Source organism: Microcella alkalica (genome assembly GCF_014595885.1).
Taxonomy (GTDB): domain Bacteria; phylum Actinomycetota; class Actinomycetes; order Actinomycetales; family Microbacteriaceae; genus Microcella; species Microcella alkaliphila_B.
In genome coordinates this window covers 388,810-408,418 of sequence record NZ_JABUKC010000003.1, presented here as the reverse complement: position 1 = coordinate 408,418, position 19,609 = coordinate 388,810, and the positions used below count along the sequence as shown (strand labels likewise).

The following is a 19,609-nucleotide window of genomic DNA, read 5'->3' as shown; positions in this document are numbered from 1 at the left end:
GTCTCCGCGACTGTGTTCAACCCCTTTCCCGAGACCGGATGCCCGGCATAGATTCAGCGCATGACCTTCCGCGACGAAGCCGACATCTCGGGCAGCAGCGTCCGACGCTCCGGGCGGGGCCGCGGTCTCGCGATCGGGGGCGGCGGGGGCCTGCTCGGCCTCATCGCCGTCGTCGTCATCTCCCAGCTCACCGGCGTCGACCTCACGGGGCTCCTCGGGGGCGGCGGGCTCGGCGCCGGCCCGCAACCGCAGGCCAGCTCGCTCGCCGAGTGCGACACGGGCGCCGACGCGAACGAGAGCGTCGACTGCCGCGTCGCCGGCGCCGCCGTCTCGCTCGAGCAGTTCTGGATCGAGGCCGCCCCCGACATCGGCGTGCAGTACCGCGGGCCGGGCGCGATCATCTTCGACGAGTCGGTCAGCACCGGCTGCGGGCAGGCGACGAGCGCCGTCGGCCCCTTCTACTGCCCGAACGACGAGACGGTCTACCTCGACACCGGCTTCTACGACGATCTGCGCACGCGCTTCGGCGCCGAGGGCGGCCCGCTCGCCGAGATGTACGTCGTGGCGCACGAGTGGGGTCACCACATGCAGAAGCTCACCGGAGCCCTTGAGGCCGCGCAGCGCGGCGACACCGGCCCGACCTCTGACGCGGTGCGCCTGGAGCTGCAGGCCGACTGCTTCGGGGGCGCCTGGGCGGGCGCCGCCTCCGAGGGGCCGGATGCCCTGCTGGAGCCGATCACTCGTGAGCAGGTCGCGCAGGCCCTCGACGCGGCCGAAGCCATCGGCGACGACCGCATCCAGCAGCAGACGAGCGGCCAGGTCTCGCCCGAGAGCTGGACCCACGGGTCGAGCGAGCAGCGCCAGCGCTGGTTCACGATCGGCTTCGAGGGCGGCGTGACCTCGTGCGACACCTTCGCGGTGCCCGGCGACGAGCTCTGAGCCGCAAGCAGGGGCGAGCAGGGTCGGAGCCCGGGAATACGGGCGCCGCGATCGCGGGTTGCTTCCTCGGGTGCGCGCGTGCGCGGAGGGCTCGCAGTGAGCATCCTGACCGCGCGCTCTACGCTGAGAACCGGCCCGCGCACGGGTCGCCCACCACGACTTCCCCCTGAGGAGACCGCCATGGCCCGCATCTACTCCGACATCTCGAAGGTGTTCGGCAACACGCCCCTCGTGCAGCTCAACTCGATCACCGACGGCGCCGGCGCCACGGTGCTCGCGAAGCTCGAGTTCTTCAACCCCTCCTCGAGCGTGAAAGACCGACTGGGCGTCGCGATCGTCGACGCCGCGGAGGCCAGCGGCGAGCTGCAGCCCGGCGGCACCCTCGTCGAGGCGACGAGCGGCAACACGGGCATCGCGCTGGCGATGATCGGCGCGGCGCGCGGCTACGACGTCGTGCTGACGATGCCCGAGACCATGAGCGAGGAGCGCAAGATGCTGCTCAAGGCCTACGGCGCCGAGCTCGTGCTCACGCCCGGCAGCGAGGGCATGAAGGGCGCCGTCGCGCGCGCCGAGCAGATCGTCTCCGAGCGCCCCGGCGCCATCCTCGCCCGCCAGTTCGAGAACGAGGCGAACGCCGCCATCCACCGCGCCACCACCGGCCCCGAAGTCTGGAACGACACCGACGGCGCCGTCGACATCTTCGTCTCCGGCATCGGCACGGGCGGCACGCTGACCGGCACCGGCCAGTACCTGAAGCAGCAGAAGCCGGGCGTGCAGATCTTCGGCGTCGAGCCGGAGGAGAGCCCTATCCTCAACGGCGGCGCCCCCGGCCCGCACAAGATCGCCGGCATCGGCGCCAACTTCGTGCCCGGCGTGCTCGACCGCGAGATCTACGACGAGATCGTCGACGTCAACATCGGCCAGGCCGTGGCGATGGCCCGCCGCGCCGCACAGGAGGAGGGCATCCTCGCCGGCATCTCGTCGGGCGCGACGCTGCACGCCGCCGTCGAGCTCGCGAAGCGCCCCGAGAACGCCGGCAAGACGATCGTCGTGATCGTCGCCAGCTACGGCGAGCGCTACCTCTCGAGCGTGCTGTACGAAGACCTCCGCTCCTAGATGCCGATCCGCGAGGACATCGCCACGGCCCGACTGCGCGACCCCGCCGCGCGGTCGGGCCTCGAGGTGTTCCTGACCTCCTCGGGCCTGCACGCGATCTGGTGGCACCGCCTGGCGCACCGGCTCTGGAACGCTGGCTTCAAGCTCCTTGGCCGGCTGGTCTCGCAGTGGTCGAAGTTCCTCACCGGCATCGAGATCCACCCGGGGGCGCGCATCGGCCGTCGCTTCTTCATCGATCACGGCACGGGCGTCGTCATCGGCGAGACGGCCGAGATCGGCGACGACGTCATGCTGTACCACGGCGTCACGCTCGGCGGCCGCTCGCTCGAGAAGGGCAAGCGCCACCCGACGGTCGGCGATGGCGTGCTCATCGGCGCCGGCGCGACGGTGCTCGGCCCCGTCACGATCGGGGCGCGCTCGCAGATCGGCGCGCTCGCCCTGGTGGTGAAGGATGTCCCGCCCGACTCGGTCGCGACGGGCATCCCCGCGGTCTCCCGCCCCCTCGATCGCGGCGCGAGCACCGCGCCGGGCGCCGACGGCTTCTGGATCGACCCCGCCATCCACATCTGAGCCGCGCGCGGGCGCTCTCCACGGCGAGGCGGCCCGCGCCGCCGGCGTCGGGGGCGGCCGTTAGCCTTGAGCGGTGACGACGACCGCGACCCGACCTGGCCCCCGCGGCTCCGCCACTCCGCAGGCCGTGCTCGAAGAGGTCTTCGGGTATCCGTCGTTCCGCGGCGATCAGCAGGCGATCATCGACCACGTGGTCGCGGGCGGCGACGCGCTCGTGCTCATGCCGACCGGCGGTGGCAAGTCGCTCTGCTACCAGATCCCTGCGCTCGTGCGCGGGGGCGTCGGCGTCGTCATCTCGCCGCTCATCGCCCTCATGAAAGACCAGGTGGATGCCCTCGAGGCGGTCGGCGTGCGCGCCGCGTTCCTCAACTCTACCCAGGGGCCCGACGAGCGCCGCGAGGTCGAGCGCGCCCTCGCCGCGGGCGAGGTCGACCTGCTCTACATGGCGCCCGAGCGCGTCACCGTGCCGTCGACGGGTGAGCTCCTCGACCGGCTGCGTGTGTCGCTCTTCGCGATCGACGAGGCGCACTGCGTCTCGCAGTGGGGCCACGACTTCCGGCCCGACTACCTCGCGCTGTCGATGCTGCACGAGCGCTGGCCGAGCGTGCCGCGCATCGCCCTCACCGCCACGGCGACGGCGGCGACGGCGGCCGAGATCACCCAGCGCCTGCAGCTCGAGCAGGCGCGCACCTTCGTCTCGAGCTTCGACCGGCCGAACATCCAATACCGCATCGAGCCGAAGAACCAGCCGGTGCAGCAGCTGCTGCAGCTGATCCGCACCGAGCACCCGGGTGACGCGGGCATCGTCTACTGCCTGTCGCGGGCATCCGTCGAGAAGACCGCGGCGGCACTCGTCGAGCACGGCATCCCCGCCCTGCCGTACCACGCGGGTCTCCACGCGCGCACGCGCGCCGACCACCAGTCGCGTTTCCTCCGGGAGGAGGGCGTCGTCATGGTCGCGACGATCGCGTTCGGCATGGGCATCGACAAGCCCGACGTGCGCTTCGTCGCCCACCTCGACCTGCCCAAGAGCGTCGAGGGCTACTACCAGGAGACGGGGCGCGCCGGCCGCGATGGGCTGCCGTCGACGGCGTGGCTGGCCTACGGCCTGCAGGATGTCGTGCAGCAGCGGCAGATGATCGACCGCTCCGAGGGCAACGCCGCCTACAAGCGCCGCATGGGGCAGCTGCTGGATGCGATGCTCGCGCTGTGCGAGACCGTCGAGTGCCGCCGCGTGCAGCTGCTGGCGTACTTCGGGCAGCAGTCGCAGCCGTGCGGCAACTGCGACACGTGCCTCGCCCCGCCGGAGAGCTTCGATGGCACCGTGCCGGCGCAGAAGCTGCTCTCCACGATCGTGCGCCTCGAGCGCGAACGGCGCCAGCGCTACGGCGCCGGGCAGCTCATCGACATCCTGCTCGGCAAGCGAACGCCGCGCGTCGAGCAGCTCGGCCACGCCGACCTCGCGACCTTCGGCATCGGCACCGAGCTCAGCGAGCAGGAGTGGCGGGGCGTCGTGCGCCAGCTGCTGGCCCAGGGCCTGCTCGCGGTGCACGGCGACGGGTACGGCACGCTCGTCATCACGGCGGGCAGCGCCGAGGTGCTCTCCGGCCGACGCGAGGTGCGGCTGCGGCGCGAGGTCGCACGGCCCACCCGGGCCTCGAAGCGCAGCGCGCCGAGCGATCTGCCCGCGACCGCCTCGCCCCTGTTCGAGCGGCTGCGCTCGTGGCGCGCCGCGACCGCGCGCGAGCTCGGCGCACCCGCCTACATCGTCTTCGGCGACGCCACCCTGCGCGGCATCGCCCTGACCGAGCCGCGCACGCTCGACGAGCTCGGCCAGATCAGCGGCGTGGGCGCGAAGAAGCTCGACCAGTTCGGCGAGGCCGTGCTCGCGATCGTGCGGGGGGAGGAGGCGCCGACCGGAGCGGGCAGCGCCCCCGCGCGCGCCGCCGTCTCCGCTGCGCCGACGTTCCACGAGAGCCCCGCCGCCGGCTTCCCCGTCGACGACATCCCCGTCGACGACGTGCCGCCCGACGACGAGTACTTCCCGCCCCCACCCGATGACCGGTACTGAGGCCGCGCTTCACGCCGAGCCCGCCGCGGCGATCGCCGGCGCGGCCGGTGACCTCGTGCGGCTCCGCGCGTGGCGCGACGCCGACCGCGCGCCCTTCGCGGCGCTCAACGCCGACGCCGAGGTGATGCGGCACTTCCCGGCACCGCTCTCGCCCGCGCAGAGCGACGCCATGATCGATCGCATCGTCGCCCACCACCATCGCCACGGCTTCGGGCTCTGGGCGCTCGAGGTCGACGGGCGGTTCGCGGGGTTCGTCGGCCTCTCGACGGCGACCTTCGACGCGCCGTTCACGCCCGCCGTCGAGATCGGCTGGCGGCTCGCCCGCTGGGCCTGGGGGCGCGGCGCTGCGACGACAGCGGCACGCCGGGTGCTTGACGCGGCTCCGCGCTTCGGAGTCGACGAGGTGCTGTCGTTCACGGCGACGAGCAACGCGCGCTCGGCGGCCGTCATGCGCCGCATCGGCATGGTGCGCGACGCTGACAGCGACTTCGAGCATCCGAACGTGCCGGAGGGCAGCGCGCTGCGCCCACACGTGCTCTACCGCTGGCGGCCGTCAGCTCCGCCGCCTACGACGCGCGAGCGCGGCATGCCGCCATCGGCATGACTCGACTGGCAGGATGACCCGGTGCTGAACCTGCTCGCCCGCATCGTGCTGACCCCGATCGTGCGACTCGTCTTCCGGCCCGTCGTCATCGGGCGTCGCAGGATGCCCAAGACCGGCGGTGTTGTCGTCGCGAGCAACCACCTGTCGTTCATCGACAGCGTCGTCATCAGCCTCCTCGCCAGGCGACCGGTGAGCTTCCTGGCGAAGTCCGACTACTTCACCGGCACGGGCCTGAAGGGTGCGATCTCGCGCGCCTTCTTCACCGGCGTCGGCGCCATCCCGGTCGAGCGAGGCGCCGGCCAGGCTGCTCAGGATGCGCTCGACGCCGGTCTGGCCCGCCTGCAGGCGGGCCAGCCGTTCTCGATCTACCCGGAGGGAACGCGCTCGCGCGACGGTCGCCTCTACCGCGGCAAGACGGGCGTCGCCTGGCTGGCGCTCACCGCGGGCGTGCCCGTCGTGCCGGTCGCGCTCACCGGCACGCAGCACCTCCAGCCGGTCGGGTCGAAGCGCCTGCGCATCGTGCGCTTCCGGGTGGAGTTCGGCGACCCGATCGACCTCAGCGGCTTCGGGCCGGCCACGTCGGGTCGAGCGCGACGACAGGCGACCGACGCGATCATGGCCGAGATCCAGCGCATGTCCGGCCAGGAATACGCCGGCGTCTACAACGAGCCGCCCGCGCACGGCGTCGTCGAGAAGGTCAGGCGGGTGTTCCGCTCGCGCGCAGAGCTGGGCGAGCCCGAACTCTGAGCCCGGCTACTGCCCGCGCCCGGCCTCGGCCTGCGCGGCCTCGACCTTCGCGCGCACCTCGTCCATGTCGAGCCCCTTCACCGCGGTGATGACCTGCTCGAGTGCGGGGCCGGGCAGGGCGCCGGGCTGCGCGAAGACGAGGATGCCGTCGCGGAACGCCATGAGCGTCGGGATGCTGCGGATGTTCGCCGCGGCGGCGAGCTGCTGCTCGGCCTCGGTGTCGACCTTGCCGAAGGTGACGTCGGGGTGCTGCTCGCTCGCGCGGTCGTAGACGGGCGCGAACTGCCGGCAGGGGCCGCACCACTCGGCCCAGAAGTCGACGAGGGTGATGCCGGGCGCGGTGACGGTCTGCTCGAAGTCGGCTGCGGTGAGGTCGATGGTTGCCATGCCTCCATGGTCGCACACGAGCGCAGATACCCCCAGGGGTATCCGCGCACAGCGAACACCTTGACTGCGAGGGTCTCCACCATGCAGGCGCTCAGCAACGCAGTGATTCCTCCAAAAGCCGCGCCGAGCATCCGCCCCCGGTTCGTGCGAGGGCACGACGAACCCGACGCCCGCGCGCACCGAGGCCTAGCGTGACCTCGGGCTCGCTCGCGCCGTCGTGCGCTGAGGCGGATGCCCCGCTCCGGCTCCAACGAGGGGACACTCATGACGAAGCTCGCCGACGCCACGAACGCCGACACCACCACCGACGTGACCGCTGCAGCCGCCGCCGCGGCACCCGCCAGCCCGGGTGCCGCCGCTGCGACCGCGCTGCCCGCCTCGCCCGCCGCTCCCGAGCCCGAGGCCGTGCAGGTCGACGTCGAGAGCCTCGGCCGCCAGCTGCTCGGGCGTTGGGCGGAGGCCCGCCTGCACGCTCGTGAGCTCATGGCGCGCCCCGAGTTCCAGCGCGACCCCGAGCTCGGCAAGGATGCCCACCGCGAGCGCGTGCTCGGCCAGCTGAAGCTGCTCGTCGAGGCCGGCTCGGTGCACCGCGCCTTCCCGAAGTCGGTCGGCGGCGACGAGGACAACGGCGGCAACATCGCCAGCTTCGAAGAGCTCGTGCTCGGCGACCCGAGCATGCAGATCAAGTCGGGCGTGCAGTGGGGGCTCTTCGCCGCAGCGATCCAGCACCTCGGCACCGAGCGCCACCACCAGCAGCTGCTGCCGCCGGCGCTCAGCCTCGAGGTGCCGGGCGCCTTCGCGATGACCGAGACCGGGCACGGCTCCGACGTCTCGGCGGTCGGCACGACGGCGACCTTCGACCCCGCGACCGACGAGTGGGTCATCCACACCCCGTTCCGCGCCGCGTGGAAGGACTACCTGGGCAACGCCGCCCTGCACGCGAAGGCGGCCGTCGTGTTCGCCCAGCTCATCACCCGCGGCGTCAACCACGGCGTGCACGCGATCTACGTGCCGATCCGCGACGAGCAGGGGGCCTTCCTGCCGGGCGTGGGCGGCAACGACGACGGTCTGAAGGGCGGGCTCAACGGCATCGACAACGGCCGCCTGCACTTCACGAACGTGCGTGTACCGCGCGAGAACCTGCTCGACCGCTACGGCCACGTCGACGCCGAGGGCGTCTACACCTCGCCCATCGCGAGCCCCGGCCGCCGCTTCTTCACCATGCTCGGCACCCTCGTGCAGGGCCGCGTCTCGCTCGACGGCGCCTGCACCGTCGCGAGCAAGCTCGCCCTAACGATCGCGATCCGCTACGGCAGCGAGCGCCGCCAGTTCACGGCCGCGACCGACGACGAGGTCGTGCTCCTGGACTACCAGCGCCACCAGCGCCGCCTGCTGCCGCGCCTGGCGCAGACCTACGCGATGTCGTTCGCGCACGAGGTGTTCCTGGAGAAGTTCGATGCCGTGTTCTCCGGCGCCGCCGACACCGACGCCGACCGGGAGGATCTGGAGACCCTCGCCGCGGCCCTCAAGCCGCTGAGCACCTGGAACGCGCTCGACATCATCCAGGAGGCGCGCGAGGCGTGCGGCGGCCAGGGCTTCCTCGCCGAGAACCGCCTCGTGCAGCTGCGCGCCGACCTCGACGTCTACGCCACCTTCGAGGGCGACAACAACGTGCTGCTGCAGCTCGTCGCCAAGCGCCTGCTGACCGACTACTCGCGCCGCTTCGCGAAGGCCGACGCGGGGGCGCTTGCCGCCTACATGGTCGACCAGGTCGGCGAGGCCGCCGTGAACCGCTCGGGCCTGCGTCGGCTCGCCCAGGCCGTGGCCGACTTCGGCTCGACCGCCCGCTCGGTCGGCTACGTGCGCGGCACCGAGGCGCAGCGCCAGCTGCTCACGGACCGCGTCGAGACGATGGTCGCCGAGCTCGCCGCCCGCCTGCGCCCCGCCTCGAAGCTGCCCAAGGCTGACGCGGCGGCCCTGTTCAACCGGCACCAGAACGAGCTCATCGAGGCCGCCCGCGCCCACGGCGAGCTGCTGCAGTGGGAGGCCTTCACCGACGCCCTCGACGACGTCGCCGACGCTGGCACGAAGCAGGTGCTGACGTGGCTGCGCGACCTGTTCGGCTTCACGCTCATCGAGAAGAACCTCGCCTGGTACCTCATCCACGGCCGGCTCTCGAGCCAGCGCGCCCAGGCCATCACCGAGTACATCGACGGTCGACTGCTGCCGCGCCTGCGCCCGCACGCCCTCGCCCTGACCGAGGCGTTCGGCCTGCGCGACGAGCACATCCGCGCCGAGATCGCGACCGGCGTCGAGCGCGAGCGTCAGGAGGAGGCGCGCGCCTACTACGCCGACCAGGCCGCGCGCGGCCTGCGCCCGATCGACGAGAAAGACCTCGTGGCGGCGAAGGCGGCACGCCGCTAGCCGCACCCCGCGCATCCGACCGCTCGGCGAACCCGAGCTCGCGACGCGCCGCCGCTGTGGTGGACGGCGGCGCGTCGCACCACTCCCTACTGCGGCGGCTGCAGCGCGGCGCCGACCGTCGCACCGCCGTCGATGACGAACTCGGTGCCGGTCGAGTAGGTCGCGTCGGCGGCGAGGAAGAGCGCGAGCTTCGCGACCTCCTCCGGCTCGCCGAAGCGCGGGATCGCCTGCATCTGCGTCATCTCGTCGCCGAACCCGTCGGTCATCGGCGTGCGGATCGGCCCCGGGTGGATTGACACCACCCGGATGCCGTGCTGCCCGAGGTCGAGCGCGGCCGACTTGGTCAACCCGCGCACGCCCCACTTGCTCGCGACATAGGCGCTGAGGTTCGAGTAGCCCTGCAGGCCGGCGGTCGACGAGATGTTGATGATGACGCCGCCGCCCGCGCTCGTCATCGACTCGACGACGGCGCGCATGCCGAAGAAGGTGCCGGTGAGGTTGATGCCGATGACGCGGTTCCACTCCTCGGTCGTCGCCGTCGCGATCGGCGAGAACCCGACCACACCGGCGTTGTTGATGAGGATGCTGATCGCGCCCTGCTCGGCGTGCACGCTCGCGACGACCGAGCTCCAGGCGTGCTCGTCGGTCACGTCGAGCCGGTGGTAGACGCCGCCCACCTCGGCGGCGAGGGCCGCGCCCTCCTCGTCGAGCACGTCGGCGACGACGACCGTCGCGCCCTCCGCCGCCATGAGCCGCGCGTGCGCTGCTCCCATGCCGCGCGCGCCGCCGGTGATGAGGGCGACGCGTCCGTCCAGCTTTCCCATGGTTCCTCCTTGAACGACGGGGCCCGGCGTCGGGCCGAGCCCGGGTTGGGTGCTTGGCACGGTAGTGACCGCCCGACGTCAGCGCCAGAGACTTCGGGCCTCTCATAGACGATGCTCACGGGGGCACGGGGCGTGGCCCGGATAGCATCCGGAGCGTGGCCCTCACCGACATCGTCATCCCGCAGCCCGGCGACCCGCGCGGTGGTGAGCTGCGCGGCCTGCTGGGCGTGCCCGACGGGCCGGGGCCTTTCCCGGCGCTCGTCGTCGTGCACGAGGTCTTCGGCGTCGACGACGCGATGCGCGACCACCTCGAGCGCTTGCGCGGCCTCGGCTACCTCGTGCTCATGCCCGACCTGTTCAGCCGCGGCGGTCGGCGGCGGTGCCTGGTCGCGACCTTCCGCGCGCTGCGTGAGGGTCGCGGGCCGGCCTTCGACGACATCGCCGCCGCGCGCTCCCTGCTGCTGGCGCGGCCCGAGGCGCGCGGCACCGTGGGCGTGATCGGCTTCTGCATGGGCGGCGGGTTCGCGCTGCTGCTGGCAGGTTCCGGTGACTTCGGCGCAGCATCCGTCAACTACGGGATGCTGCCGGCCGACCTCGACGACGCGCTCGACGGTGCGTGCCCCATCGTCGGCAGCTTCGGCGGGCGCGACCGCACGCTGCCCGGCGCGGCGGCGCGACTGGAGGCGGCGCTCGCCGCGCGCGGCATCGAGCACGACGTGGCCGAGTGCCCCGGCGCGGGGCACGCGTTCCTCAACGAGCGGCCGGCCGGGCCGCGGCTCATGCGCGTGCTCATGGGCCCCGCGATGGGGCTCGGGCCGGCACCGGAGGAGGCGGCGGACGCGTGGTCGCGCATCCACCGCTTCTTCCAGCGGCAGCTGGCGTAGGGCGAGAGGCCTAGACGGCCAGCTTGGCCCGCACCGCGTCGTCGCTCGGCTCGACCAGGTGCGAGCCGTCGGGGAAGACGACGACGGGGATGTTCATGCGGCCGCTGATCGCCTGCGCCTGCGCGGCGGCCTCGGCGCTGTGCTCGACGTCGATCTTGGTCCACTCGACGCCGAGGTCGTTGAGCAGGGCCTCGGTGCGGCGGCAGTCGCGGCACCAGTCGGCGCCGTACATCGTGATCGAGCCGTCGACGGGGGCGAAGGAGGTGTCAGTCATGCTTCGAGCCAACAACGGTCGGCCTGCGAGTGTTCCCTCGCCGGTTCGTAGGATGGCCGCATGACGAACGCCCTCGGAGAGTTCGGTGAGCCCGCGGCGATCGCGGCGCACTACGCGGCGCGCATCCGCTTCGAGACCGATGCATCGGATGTCGCGGCGGCGCTCGAGGCCGGTGCGCGGTTCGCGCTCGTCGACGTGCGCGGGCAGGCGGCCTGGGATCAGGGGCACGTGGTGGGCGCGCGGCACATCCCCCGGCAGGAGCTGGCGTCGCGGATCGGAGAGCTCGAGGCGGGCATCCCCGTCGTCGTGTACTGCTGGGGGCCCGGCTGCAACGGCGGCGCCAAGGCGGCGCTCGAGCTGGCCTCGCTCGGCGTGCCCGTGAAGGAGATGCTCGGCGGGTTCGAGTACTGGGCGCGCGAGGGCTACCCGGTCGAGGGCGCGGGCGGACCGATCCACCGGGCGGTCGACCCGCTGACAGCGCCGGTCGAGCACACGGTCAGCTGCGCCTGCTGAGCAGCGGCGGCGACTAGCCCGCGAGACCCAGCGCCTGCACGCCGACCGTCAGCAGCGGGGCGACGACGAGGGCCGGCAGCATGTCGGCGACCGACACCGCGCGCACGTTGAGCAGGCGCAGGCCGACGCCGAGCAGCAGCACGCCGCCCGTCGCGGTCAGTGCGGCGATCGCGGCGCCCGACATGACTGTGCCGAGGAAGAACGCGAGCACCGTCAGCAGCCCCTGCCAGATGCCGACGGGGATGGCGGAGAACGCGACGCCCCAGCCGAGCGAGGCGGCGAACGCGATCGACGCGAAGCCGTCGAGCGTCGACTTGAGCGCGAGCTGGTCGAAGCCCTGGCCGGTGCCGTCCTGGAATGCGCCGAGGATCGCGAGCGGGCCGATCGCGAACACGAGCGAGGCGTCGACGAACCCGGTGATGAAGCGGTCGCGGCCGGTGAGGGCGAGCGGGGCCTCGTCGGGATGCGTGGGCACAGCATCCTTCTTCGCCGGCCGCGTGAAGCGGCGCTGCAGCCAGCCGCCGAACCGCTCGAGCCGCGCCTCGATGCCGGCGAGCGAGCCGACGATGCTGCCGATCAGCAGCGCGCCGATCACGACCAGGAAGGTGCCGCCGGCTCCGACGGCGCCGACGAACTCGGCGTCGCTCAGCGCGACGAGGTTGAGCCCGCCGAGCACGAGCGTGATGAGGCCGAGCGCGTCGGTGACGACGCGGTTCGTGCGCTCGGGCAGGCGGTTGCCGATGAGCACGCCGATCGCGGCGCCGACCACGATCGTGACGATGTTGAGCAGGGTGCCGAGGCCGATCACGCTCTCAGGCTATTCGGCTGCGAACGATGCGCGTGGCGGGTCAGGGCGACCGGCGTTTGGCGCCTAGCCGACGGCGCGCCGCACCAGCTCCGTGATGCGTTGCTCTTCGGCTGCCCCGATGCTTTGGACGGCGAACGACGCCGGCCACATGGCGCCGTCGTCGAGCTGCGCGGTGTCGTTGAACCCGAGCGTCGTGTAGCGGGTGTCGAACTTGCTGGCCGGCTGCACGAAGCACAGCACCTTGCCATCGAGCGCGTAGGCGGGCATGCCGTACCAGGTGCGCGGAGCCAGCTGCGGAGCCGCCGCCATGATCAGCTCGTGCAGCCGTGTGGCGAGCGCCCGGTCGCCCTCGTCGGGCAGCTTGGCGATCGCCTCGAGCAGGTCGTTGAGTTCGGCCTCGGCCTTCGCGGCGCCCTTGGCCCGCTTCGCCTCGGCACGCAGCTCGGCCGCCCGCTCCTTCATCGCGGCGCGCTCGTCGGCCGTGAACCCGTCGTTGCCGGTGGATGCTCTGCCCTCAGCCATGCCGAAAGGCTAGCCCTGGGCGCTCCTGCGGGCGAGAGCGCCTATGAGGCGAAGCGCGCGAAGCGCTCGGCTAGGTGGTCACGGTCGGGGCGGTCATCCCGGCGGCTGGGGAGCTCGAGGGACTTCCCGTCCATCGCCTGGAGACCGAACTGCAGCATCGGGCCGTCGCGATCGGCCAGGAGGCGTTCATTGATGTGCACGACGTAGTCCGGACTCACGCCGAGGAAGTCCTGGTCATAGGCCGCGTGGTGGATCTTGCACATCGCCATTCCGTTGGTGACGACCGGCAGACCGCGCTCGTCGCCGTCACCGATGATGTGTGCCGCATCCAGCAGCTCGGGGTACTTGAGGGTGCAGACTGCGCATCGCTTGTTGTACGCGCTCAGCACCCGAGCGCGAAACATCGGCTGGTGAACCCGCTGCTTCACCAGCCGATCGACGTATTTCTTGTCGAGCGGCACGTCGCGGCCGTTGCGCAACCTGCTGTCGTCGAGATCGATGATGAAGTGGCGGTTCTCCAAGTCGATGTCGATCACATAGACCGGGAAGACCGGGACATACAGGTTGGGAAGCGGCTTCTCGAACAGGATGAGGGGCGTCCCGGCGTGAAGCGCGGCGAGGAGCTTCCGATTGTCCCCACCGTCAACAGGCCCCTTCGCCCAGGAGTAACGGAGGAGGCCGGTCTCGCGGTCGATGGCATCGTCGTAGGGGTTGTTGCGCCCACCGTCTCCGGCCGAGACGATCGAGAGGCTCGCGTCGAACTCCTGAGGGTTGCGGATACCTCTGCCGGTGTCGATGAGGGGCATGCGGAGACCGCTTCGCATGACGAAGCCGGTCAGTTCCTCCTTACTGGCGAATCCTCCTCGGGAGTCGACGAAGTGCTCGAGGTCGGCGAAGACCTCAAGTCGCAGACGTGCCTGCTCCTCGCTACTCAGCATGAAGCCCCCTCACCTCGGTTCCCGCAGCCTAACGCCCACGTTGACGCCCGCCAGACGGGAAGGGCCGGGGCCTCCGCAGAGACCCCGGCCCGAGCATCCGCCGGCCGGTGACAGCGGCGCCGACTAGCCCGCCACGAGGTCGAAGCGGTCGGCGTTTATGACCTTCGTCCAGGCGGCGACGAAGTCGTGCACGAGCTTCTCGCGGCTGTCGTCCTGCGCGTACACCTCGGCGTAGGCGCGCAGGATCGAGTTCGAGCCGAACACGAGGTCGGCGCGGGTGGCCGTGTAGCGCACCTGGCCGGTCGAGCGGTCGCGCAGGTTGTAGGCGTTGAAGCCGGCCGGCTCCCACACGTAGGCCATGTCGGTGAGCGTCACGAAGAAGTCGTTCGTGAGCGCGCCGACCCGGTCGGTGAAGACGCCGTGCGCGGTGCCACCGAAGTTGGTGCCGAGCACGCGCATGCCGCCGATGAGGCACGTCAGCTCGACCGCGGTGAGGTTCATGAGGCTCGCACGGTCGAGCATGAGCTCTTCGGCACCGACCGTGTAGTCCTTCTGCAGGTAGTTGCGGAAGGCGTCGTGGGTCGGCTCGAGCGGGGCGAACGAGTCGGCGTCGGTCCACTCCTGCGTCGCGTCGCCGCGCCCGGGGTGGAAGGGCACCGTGACCTCGACGCCCGCCTTGCGCGCAGCATCCTCGATGCCGAGGTTGCCGCCGAGCACGATGAGGTCGGCGACGCTCACGCCGGTCTCGGCCGACAGCGCCTCGTAGACGGTGAGCACGCGCTCGAGGCGCTCCGGCTCGTTGCCGTGCCAGGTGCGCTGCGGCGCGAGGCGGATCCGCGCGCCGTTCGCCCCGCCGCGCTTGTCGGAGTCGCGGTAGGTGCGCGCCGAGTCCCACGCGGTGGTCACCATGTCGGTGAACGACAGACCGCTGGCGAGGATGCGCTGCGCGACCTCGTCGACGTCGTAGTCAGCGCGGCCCGCCGGCACCGGGTCCTGCCAGATGAGGTCCTCCGTCGGCACGAGCGGCCCGACGTAGCGGGTGCGGGGGCCCATGTCGCGGTGGGTGAGCTTGAACCAGGCGCGCGCGAAGACCTCGCTGAAGTAGGCGGGGTCGGCGTGGAAGCGCTCCGAGATCTTCCGGTAGATCGGGTCTTTGATCATCGCCATGTCGGCGTCGGTCATGATCGGGTTCTGGCGGGCGGTGCCCTCGACGTCGAAGGGCTTGTCCTCCTCGGCGATGCCGATCGGCTCCCACTGCTGCGCGCCGGCGGGGCTACGGCGCAGCTCCCACTCGTACGTGAACAACAGGTCGAAGTAGCCGTTGTCCCACTGGGTGGGGTGGGTTGTCCAGGCCCCCTCGATGCCGCTAGTGACCGTGTCTTTGCCGACGCCGCGGCTGACGTGGTTGTTCCAGCCGAGGCCCTGCTCGCTGATGTCGGCACCGGCCGGCACGGGGCCGAGGTTCTCGGCGCGGCCGTTGCCGTGGGTGCGGCCGACGGTGTGGCCGCCGGCGGTGAGGGCGACGGTCTCCTCGTCGTTCATCGCCATGCGGGCGAAGGTCTCGCGCACGTGGGCGGCGGTCTTCAGCGGGTCGGGCTTGCCGTTGACGCCCTCGGGGTTCACGTAGATAAGGCCCATCTGCACGGCGGCGAGCGGGTTCTCCATCGTGCCGGGGTCGTCGACGTTCTCGTAGCGCTCGTCGCTCGGGGCGAGCCACTGATCCTCGCTGCCCCAGTAGGTGTCCTTCTCGGGGCCCCACAGGTCTTCGCGGCCGAACGAGTAGCCGTAGGTCTTCAGCCCCATCGACTCGTAGGCGAGGGTGCCGGCGAGCACCATGAGGTCGGCCCAGCTGATGCGGTTGCCGTACTTCTTCTTGATGGGCCACAGCAGACGGCGCGCCTTGTCGAGGTTGGCGTTGTCGGGCCACGAGTTGAGCGGCTCGAAGCGCAGCGTGCCCGTGCCGGCGCCGCCACGGCCGTCGGCGATGCGGTAGGTGCCCGCCGAGTGCCACGCCATGCGGATCATGAGGCCGCCGTAGTGCCCCCAGTCGGCCGGCCACCAGCTCTGGCTCGTGACGAGCAGCTGCTTCACGTCGGCGATGAGCGCGTCGACGTCGAGCTTCTTCAGCTCCTCCCGGTAGTCGAAGTCGGCCCCGAGCGGGTTCGTCTTCGTGTCGTGCTGCGCGAGGATGTCGAGGTTGAGCGACTTCGGCCACCACTGCTGGGCGATGCCCTGCGAGGTGTGCGAGCCGTGGACGACGGGGCAGGTGCCGGGGAGTTCCGTCACGAATTCCTCTTTCTGGTCACTGATCGGGCGCCGAGGAGGGCAGGGCGGAACAGCGCCGTGCGGCGCTCCAGGGCGGGGGATGCGTGGCCAGGCTAGCAATCTGGCACTGCGAGTTCAGTGGGCGACGGCGGATGCTCGACGCGGCGTCGTCGTCAGGCGAACAGCCCTCGCGCAATGCAGAAGACCCCCGCGCTAGGCGGGGGTCGTTCGGCGGTGAAGTGGTGGTGGCTCCGACGGGCGTCGATCCCGTGACCTCACGATTTTCAGTCGTGCGCTCTACCAACTGAGCTACAGAGCCTCTGGGCGAGACATCGCCCCTGACGGAACGAGCCCCCTCCGAGGAGAGGGCTCGTCGCCATGGCGACCCTGACGGGACTTGAACCCGCGACCTCCGCCGTGACAGGGCGGCACGCTAACCAACTGCGCTACAGGGCCATGCGTATTGAATTGTACTGCTGCGGTCTGGTGACCCCAACGGGATTCGAACCCGTGCTGCCGCCGTGAAAGGGCGGTGTCCTAGGCCACTAAACGATGGGGCCGAAGCGGCGCGAGCCGTACAGCAACCGAGGCACGAGCATACCCGGCGGCTCGACGAAACGCCAAACCGGGGCCCTCGGCGGGCATCCGCCGCCTGCAGCCCGGTTCGGCGACCGACCGCGACGCCTCCCGAGTGACGGGGGAGCCGCGGGTTACGGTGCCCGCGACGGTCGGGAGTGCGCGAATCGCACACTCCCCTGTTCGGGTGCCTCGCCACGGTGAGGATCCGTTGTTAGTGTTAACGATGGTGCGCGTGTGACTGTTGCGACATAACGCGAGCACCGGTGGGGAAAGACGACATGCACGAGCACGCACGCTGGGGGAGCGGAATGGGCCGAGGCACCGCGACGAGCGCGACGACGCCTCGTCGAGCCCTCCCCGCAGGTCGTGTCACCGCACTCCGCCGAGGCCGACTGACGGCCCTCGTCGCGGGCGTCGCCGCCGCCCTGCTGCTGTTGCCGGTCGGCATCGCGTCGAGCGAGCGCCCCGCCTTCGCCGCGACCTACCCGTCGTGGGATGACGTGCTCGAGGCGCGCAACAACGTCAACGGCGCCAAGCAGAAGGCCGACGAGCTGCGCGCGCTGATCGCGCAGCTCGAGCAGGCTGCGCAAGCGGCCCAGGCCGAGGCAGAGCGCCTCGGCGCGCTCTACGAGGAGGCCCAGCTCGCCTTCGATGAGGCGGCGTTCCAGGCCGACGAGCTGCAGCGCAAGTCCGACGAGGCCGCCGCGAAGGCCGAGGAGTCGCGCCAGCGCGCCGGCCAGTTCGTCGCCGAGCTGTCGCGCGCGGGCGGCGCCGACCTGTCGGCCTCGCTCTTCGGCAACCCCGACCAGGCTGAGGCGCTGCTGTCGCGCCTGGGCTACGCGAGCAAGATCTCCGAGCAGGCCGAGGGCATCTACGCCGCCGCGCTGCGCGACCAGCAGGCGGCGCAGTCGTTCGCCGACCAGGCGCTCGTCGCGAAGGAGAAGCGCGAGGAGCTACGCGTCGCCGCCGAGGCCGCCTTCCAGCAGGCGCAGGAGGCCGCGGCCGCCGCGGCAGCCGCCGTCGCCGAGCAGGAGGAGAACAGGGCGCGGCTCGAGGTGCAGATCCAGGTGCTCGAGGAGGACCTGCAGATCACCGAGGCGCAGTGGGCCGAGGGTGAGCGCATCCGCAAGGAGGAGGAGGAGCGCAAGCGCCGCGAGGAGCAGCGCCGCCTCGAGGAGGAGCGCCGTCGTGCCGCAGAGGCGGCCGCCAACGCCGGGAACGGCGGCGGAGGCGGGGTCACGGCGAGCGGCTGGACCCGCCCGGCCTACGGCTGGGTCTCGTCGCCCTACGGCTACCGCATCCACCCCATCTACGGCACGTACCGCCTGCACACCGGCACCGACATCGCGGCGAGCTGCGGCCAGCCGATCGCGGCCGCCGCGAGCGGCACCGTCATCTACGCCGGCTGGAACGGCACCTACGGCAACTTCGTCATGATCAACCACGGCAACGGCCTGACGACCGGCTACGCGCACATCCTCGACGGCGGCATCCGCGTCGGGTACGGCGACACCGTCGCGGTCGGCCAGACGATCGCCGTGGTCGGCAGCACGGGCGCCTCCAACGGCTGCCACCTGCACTTCGAGGTGCGCACCGGTGGCACCGCGATCGACCCCCAGCCCTTCATGGCGCAACGCGGGGTCGGTCTTGGGTAGGCGGCGCTGATGCGGCGCCCCGAGCGCCAGGTCATCGGAGCCGTCGCACTCGCGACGGCTCTGATCCTTGGGCTCGGGGTGACCCCCGCGATCGCCGCACCCGACGACGCCCCCACCTGGGACGAGGTGCAGCAGGCGAAGGGCGACGTCGCCGCGACGGAGGCCGCGATCGAGCGCATCGCCGACGCCGTGCGCGAGCTCGAGGCCACCTACGCCGCCGCTGCCCGCGACGCCCAGATGGCGGCCGAGGAGTACGCCCTCGCGCTCGTCGCCGTCGACGAGGCCGCCGCGACGCTCGCCTCGCTCGAGCGGCGCGAGGCCGCCGCCGGTGAGCGCGCCGCCGCGTCGGCGCAGCGTGCCGGTCAGCTCGCGACGCAGCTCATGCGCGCCGGCCACGGCGACATCACCACGAGCCTGCTCATCGGTGGCGACGCCGACGGGCTGCTGTGGCGGCTGGGCTCGATGACGAAGCTCGGCGAGCACTCCGCCGCCCTCATGGCCCTCGCGACGTACGACCAGAACACGGCGCGCGCCCTCGCCGATCAGGCGGATGCTGCGCGCACCGCCCTGGAGGATCGCTCCGTCGAGGCCGAGCAGGCCTTCGATCGCGCCGCCGAGTCGGTCGCGGCCGCCGAGCAGGCCGTGGCGGAGCAGACCGCCGCCATGGACGAGCTCTCGCTGCGCCTCGCCGCACTCACGGGCCGCTCGGTCGAGCTCGAGCGCGCGTACCTGGAGTCCATTGCAGCAGCGCCCCCGGCCGAGCAGCCGGGCGAGCAGCCCGCTCCGTCGCCGAGCCCGAGCACGCCGGCGAGGCCGACCCCGTCGCCGACCGCGACGGGGGCGCCGTCGCCGAGCCCGAGCATCCCGCGCCCCTCGTCGCCGAGCCCCGCGCCGACCGCGACGAGCACGCCGACGCCGCGGCCGACGGCGACGCAGACCCCCGCGCCGCGGCCGACGGCGACGCAGACCCCCGCGCCGAGCCCGACGCCGACGGCGACGCAGCAGCCGAGCCCGGCACCGACGCCCACCCCGACCCCGACGACGCCGCCGCCGTCGAGCGTCGGCCCGCCGAACGCGGCGGCCGTCGCGACGGCGATCGCGTTCGCGCGTCAGCAGCTCGGCGAGCCCTACGCCTTCGCCGGCCGCGGCCCCGACGCCTGGGACTGCTCCGGCCTCACGATGCAGGCCTACGCCGCCGCCGGGTACTCGATCGGCGGGCACGGCGCGACGATGCAGTACCGCGCCGCGCAGTCGCGCGGGCAGCTCGTGCCGTACGCGCAGCGCCAGCCCGGCGACCTCATCTTCTACGCGGCGGGCGGCTCGACGAGCGGCTCGAAGTACCACGTCGCCATCTACGTCGGCGGCAACCGCATGATCGAGGCGCCCTCGCCGGGCCGCACCGTGCGCGAGTGGCCGGTGTACACCTACGACCTCGTGCCGTTCGTCGCGCGCCCGACCGCGTAGCGCGCGCCGAGCATCCGCCCCGTCG

General features: G+C 72.0%; 18 protein-coding genes and 3 tRNA genes. 11 read left to right on the top strand and 10 right to left on the bottom strand.

The window, feature by feature from the left end:
• Positions 1–60: 60 nt before the first annotated feature.
• The 6 genes from ypfJ (at position 61) to ID804_RS09680 (ending at position 6,047) form a co-directional block, all read left to right on the top strand.
• Positions 61–939 carry a KPN_02809 family neutral zinc metallopeptidase gene (gene ypfJ / locus ID804_RS09705; RefSeq protein WP_169079075.1) on the top strand — a complete coding sequence of 293 codons (879 nt, stop codon included), beginning with the start codon at positions 61–63 and terminating at the stop codon, positions 937–939.
• A gap of 180 nt (positions 940–1,119) precedes the next feature.
• Complete coding sequence (gene cysK / locus ID804_RS09700) at positions 1,120–2,055, top strand: cysteine synthase A (RefSeq protein ID WP_169079077.1); 936 nt, start codon at positions 1,120–1,122, stop codon at positions 2,053–2,055.
• The gene (gene epsC / locus ID804_RS09695) at positions 2,056–2,625 is read left to right on the top strand and encodes a serine O-acetyltransferase EpsC (protein ID WP_169079079.1); all 570 of its coding nucleotides are present in this window, start codon (positions 2,056–2,058) and stop codon (positions 2,623–2,625) included. It begins immediately after the preceding gene.
• 73 nt (positions 2,626–2,698) lie between these two features.
• A complete protein-coding gene (gene recQ, locus ID804_RS09690) occupies positions 2,699–4,696 on the top strand; it encodes a DNA helicase RecQ (RefSeq protein WP_169079081.1) in 1,998 nt (665 codons plus the stop codon).
• Complete coding sequence (locus tag ID804_RS09685; RefSeq protein ID WP_169079083.1) at positions 4,683–5,300, top strand: GNAT family N-acetyltransferase; 618 nt, start codon at positions 4,683–4,685, stop codon at positions 5,298–5,300. The genes recQ and ID804_RS09685 overlap by 14 nt, the downstream gene beginning before the upstream one ends.
• 21 nt (positions 5,301–5,321) lie before the next feature.
• Complete coding sequence (locus ID804_RS09680) at positions 5,322–6,047, top strand: lysophospholipid acyltransferase family protein (RefSeq protein ID WP_317451252.1); 726 nt, start codon at positions 5,322–5,324, stop codon at positions 6,045–6,047.
• Positions 6,048–6,053: 6 nt separating this feature from the next.
• Here ID804_RS09680 and ID804_RS09675 read toward each other — a convergent pair whose 3' ends face one another.
• The gene (locus ID804_RS09675) at positions 6,054–6,434 is read right to left on the bottom strand and encodes a thioredoxin family protein (RefSeq protein WP_169079085.1); all 381 of its coding nucleotides are present in this window, start codon (positions 6,432–6,434) and stop codon (positions 6,054–6,056) included.
• Between the two features lie 264 nt (positions 6,435–6,698).
• Between ID804_RS09675 and ID804_RS09670 the strand changes: the two genes are divergently transcribed.
• A complete protein-coding gene (locus ID804_RS09670) occupies positions 6,699–8,858 on the top strand; it encodes an acyl-CoA dehydrogenase family protein (RefSeq protein ID WP_169079087.1) in 2,160 nt (719 codons plus the stop codon).
• An 86-nt stretch (positions 8,859–8,944) separates the two neighbouring features.
• On the opposite strand, the gene ID804_RS09665 is transcribed toward ID804_RS09670, so the two are convergent.
• Positions 8,945–9,682, bottom strand: a complete 738-nt coding sequence (locus tag ID804_RS09665) for an SDR family oxidoreductase (protein WP_169079089.1) — start codon at positions 9,680–9,682, stop codon at positions 8,945–8,947.
• 155 nt (positions 9,683–9,837) lie between these two features.
• Between ID804_RS09665 and ID804_RS09660 the strand changes: the two genes are divergently transcribed.
• Positions 9,838–10,566, top strand: coding sequence for a dienelactone hydrolase family protein (locus ID804_RS09660; RefSeq protein ID WP_169079091.1), 729 nt, complete (start codon positions 9,838–9,840; stop codon positions 10,564–10,566).
• Positions 10,567–10,576: 10 nt separating this feature from the next.
• Here ID804_RS09660 and ID804_RS09655 read toward each other — a convergent pair whose 3' ends face one another.
• The gene (locus ID804_RS09655) at positions 10,577–10,840 is read right to left on the bottom strand and encodes a glutaredoxin family protein (protein ID WP_169079093.1); all 264 of its coding nucleotides are present in this window, start codon (positions 10,838–10,840) and stop codon (positions 10,577–10,579) included.
• A gap of 60 nt (positions 10,841–10,900) precedes the next feature.
• Here ID804_RS09655 and ID804_RS09650 point away from each other — a divergent pair, with 60 nt between their 5' ends.
• Positions 10,901–11,353 (top strand): rhodanese-like domain-containing protein, encoded by a 453-nt coding sequence (locus ID804_RS09650; RefSeq protein WP_169079095.1) that lies wholly within the window; start codon positions 10,901–10,903, stop codon positions 11,351–11,353.
• 13 nt (positions 11,354–11,366) lie between these two features.
• Here the strand turns inward: ID804_RS09650 and ID804_RS09645 are convergent, their stop codons facing one another.
• The 7 genes from ID804_RS09645 to ID804_RS09615 form a co-directional block, all read right to left on the bottom strand.
• Positions 11,367–12,161 carry a DUF554 domain-containing protein gene (locus tag ID804_RS09645; protein ID WP_169079097.1) on the bottom strand — a complete coding sequence of 265 codons (795 nt, stop codon included), beginning with the start codon at positions 12,159–12,161 and terminating at the stop codon, positions 11,367–11,369.
• Positions 12,162–12,224: 63 nt separating this feature from the next.
• Entirely contained in the window at positions 12,225–12,683 is a 459-nt protein-coding gene (locus ID804_RS09640; RefSeq protein ID WP_169079099.1) for an iron chaperone, read from the bottom strand.
• A 41-nt stretch (positions 12,684–12,724) separates the two neighbouring features.
• Positions 12,725–13,621, bottom strand: a complete 897-nt coding sequence (locus ID804_RS09635) for an HNH endonuclease (RefSeq protein ID WP_223159073.1) — start codon at positions 13,619–13,621, stop codon at positions 12,725–12,727.
• 123 nt (positions 13,622–13,744) lie between these two features.
• Positions 13,745–15,907 (bottom strand): catalase/peroxidase HPI, encoded by a 2,163-nt coding sequence (katG, locus tag ID804_RS09630; protein WP_169079101.1) that lies wholly within the window; start codon positions 15,905–15,907, stop codon positions 13,745–13,747.
• A gap of 222 nt (positions 15,908–16,129) precedes the next feature.
• Positions 16,130–16,205 (bottom strand) — tRNA-Phe (locus tag ID804_RS09625).
• 60 nt (positions 16,206–16,265) lie between these two features.
• Positions 16,266–16,342: transfer RNA gene (locus ID804_RS09620), tRNA-Asp, on the bottom strand.
• A gap of 28 nt (positions 16,343–16,370) precedes the next feature.
• A tRNA-Glu gene (locus ID804_RS09615) sits at positions 16,371–16,446 on the bottom strand.
• Between the two features lie 327 nt (positions 16,447–16,773).
• Here ID804_RS09615 and ID804_RS09610 point away from each other — a divergent pair.
• Positions 16,774–18,120, top strand: a complete 1,347-nt coding sequence (locus ID804_RS09610; protein ID WP_169079103.1) for a M23 family metallopeptidase — start codon at positions 16,774–16,776, stop codon at positions 18,118–18,120.
• A 9-nt stretch (positions 18,121–18,129) separates the two neighbouring features.
• The gene (locus tag ID804_RS09605) at positions 18,130–19,584 is read left to right on the top strand and encodes a C40 family peptidase (protein ID WP_169079105.1); all 1,455 of its coding nucleotides are present in this window, start codon (positions 18,130–18,132) and stop codon (positions 19,582–19,584) included.
• The last annotated feature ends 25 nt before the right edge of the window (positions 19,585–19,609 follow it).

What these genes read in the sequence shown, in the direction of transcription:
- ID804_RS09640 (WP_169079099.1), bottom strand. Translation starts at nt 12,683, where the DNA reads ATGGCTGAGGGCAGAGCATCCACCGGCAACGACGGGTTCACGGCCGAC.
- ID804_RS09650 (WP_169079095.1), top strand. Translation starts at nt 10,901, where the DNA reads ATGACGAACGCCCTCGGAGAGTTCGGTGAGCCCGCGGCGATCGCGGCG.
- ypfJ (WP_169079075.1), top strand. Translation starts at nt 61, where the DNA reads ATGACCTTCCGCGACGAAGCCGACATCTCGGGCAGCAGCGTCCGACGC.
- ID804_RS09670 (WP_169079087.1), top strand. Translation starts at nt 6,699, where the DNA reads ATGACGAAGCTCGCCGACGCCACGAACGCCGACACCACCACCGACGTG.
- ID804_RS09665 (WP_169079089.1), bottom strand. Translation starts at nt 9,682, where the DNA reads ATGGGAAAGCTGGACGGACGCGTCGCCCTCATCACCGGCGGCGCGCGC.
- cysK (WP_169079077.1), top strand. Translation starts at nt 1,120, where the DNA reads ATGGCCCGCATCTACTCCGACATCTCGAAGGTGTTCGGCAACACGCCC.
- ID804_RS09685 (WP_169079083.1), top strand. Translation starts at nt 4,683, where the DNA reads ATGACCGGTACTGAGGCCGCGCTTCACGCCGAGCCCGCCGCGGCGATC.
- ID804_RS09655 (WP_169079093.1), bottom strand. Translation starts at nt 10,840, where the DNA reads ATGACTGACACCTCCTTCGCCCCCGTCGACGGCTCGATCACGATGTAC.
- ID804_RS09610 (WP_169079103.1), top strand. Translation starts at nt 16,774, where the DNA reads ATGGGCCGAGGCACCGCGACGAGCGCGACGACGCCTCGTCGAGCCCTC.
- ID804_RS09635 (WP_223159073.1), bottom strand. Translation starts at nt 13,621, where the DNA reads ATGCTGAGTAGCGAGGAGCAGGCACGTCTGCGACTTGAGGTCTTCGCC.
- ID804_RS09605 (WP_169079105.1), top strand. Translation starts at nt 18,130, where the DNA reads ATGCGGCGCCCCGAGCGCCAGGTCATCGGAGCCGTCGCACTCGCGACG.
- epsC (WP_169079079.1), top strand. Translation starts at nt 2,056, where the DNA reads ATGCCGATCCGCGAGGACATCGCCACGGCCCGACTGCGCGACCCCGCC.
- ID804_RS09675 (WP_169079085.1), bottom strand. Translation starts at nt 6,434, where the DNA reads ATGGCAACCATCGACCTCACCGCAGCCGACTTCGAGCAGACCGTCACC.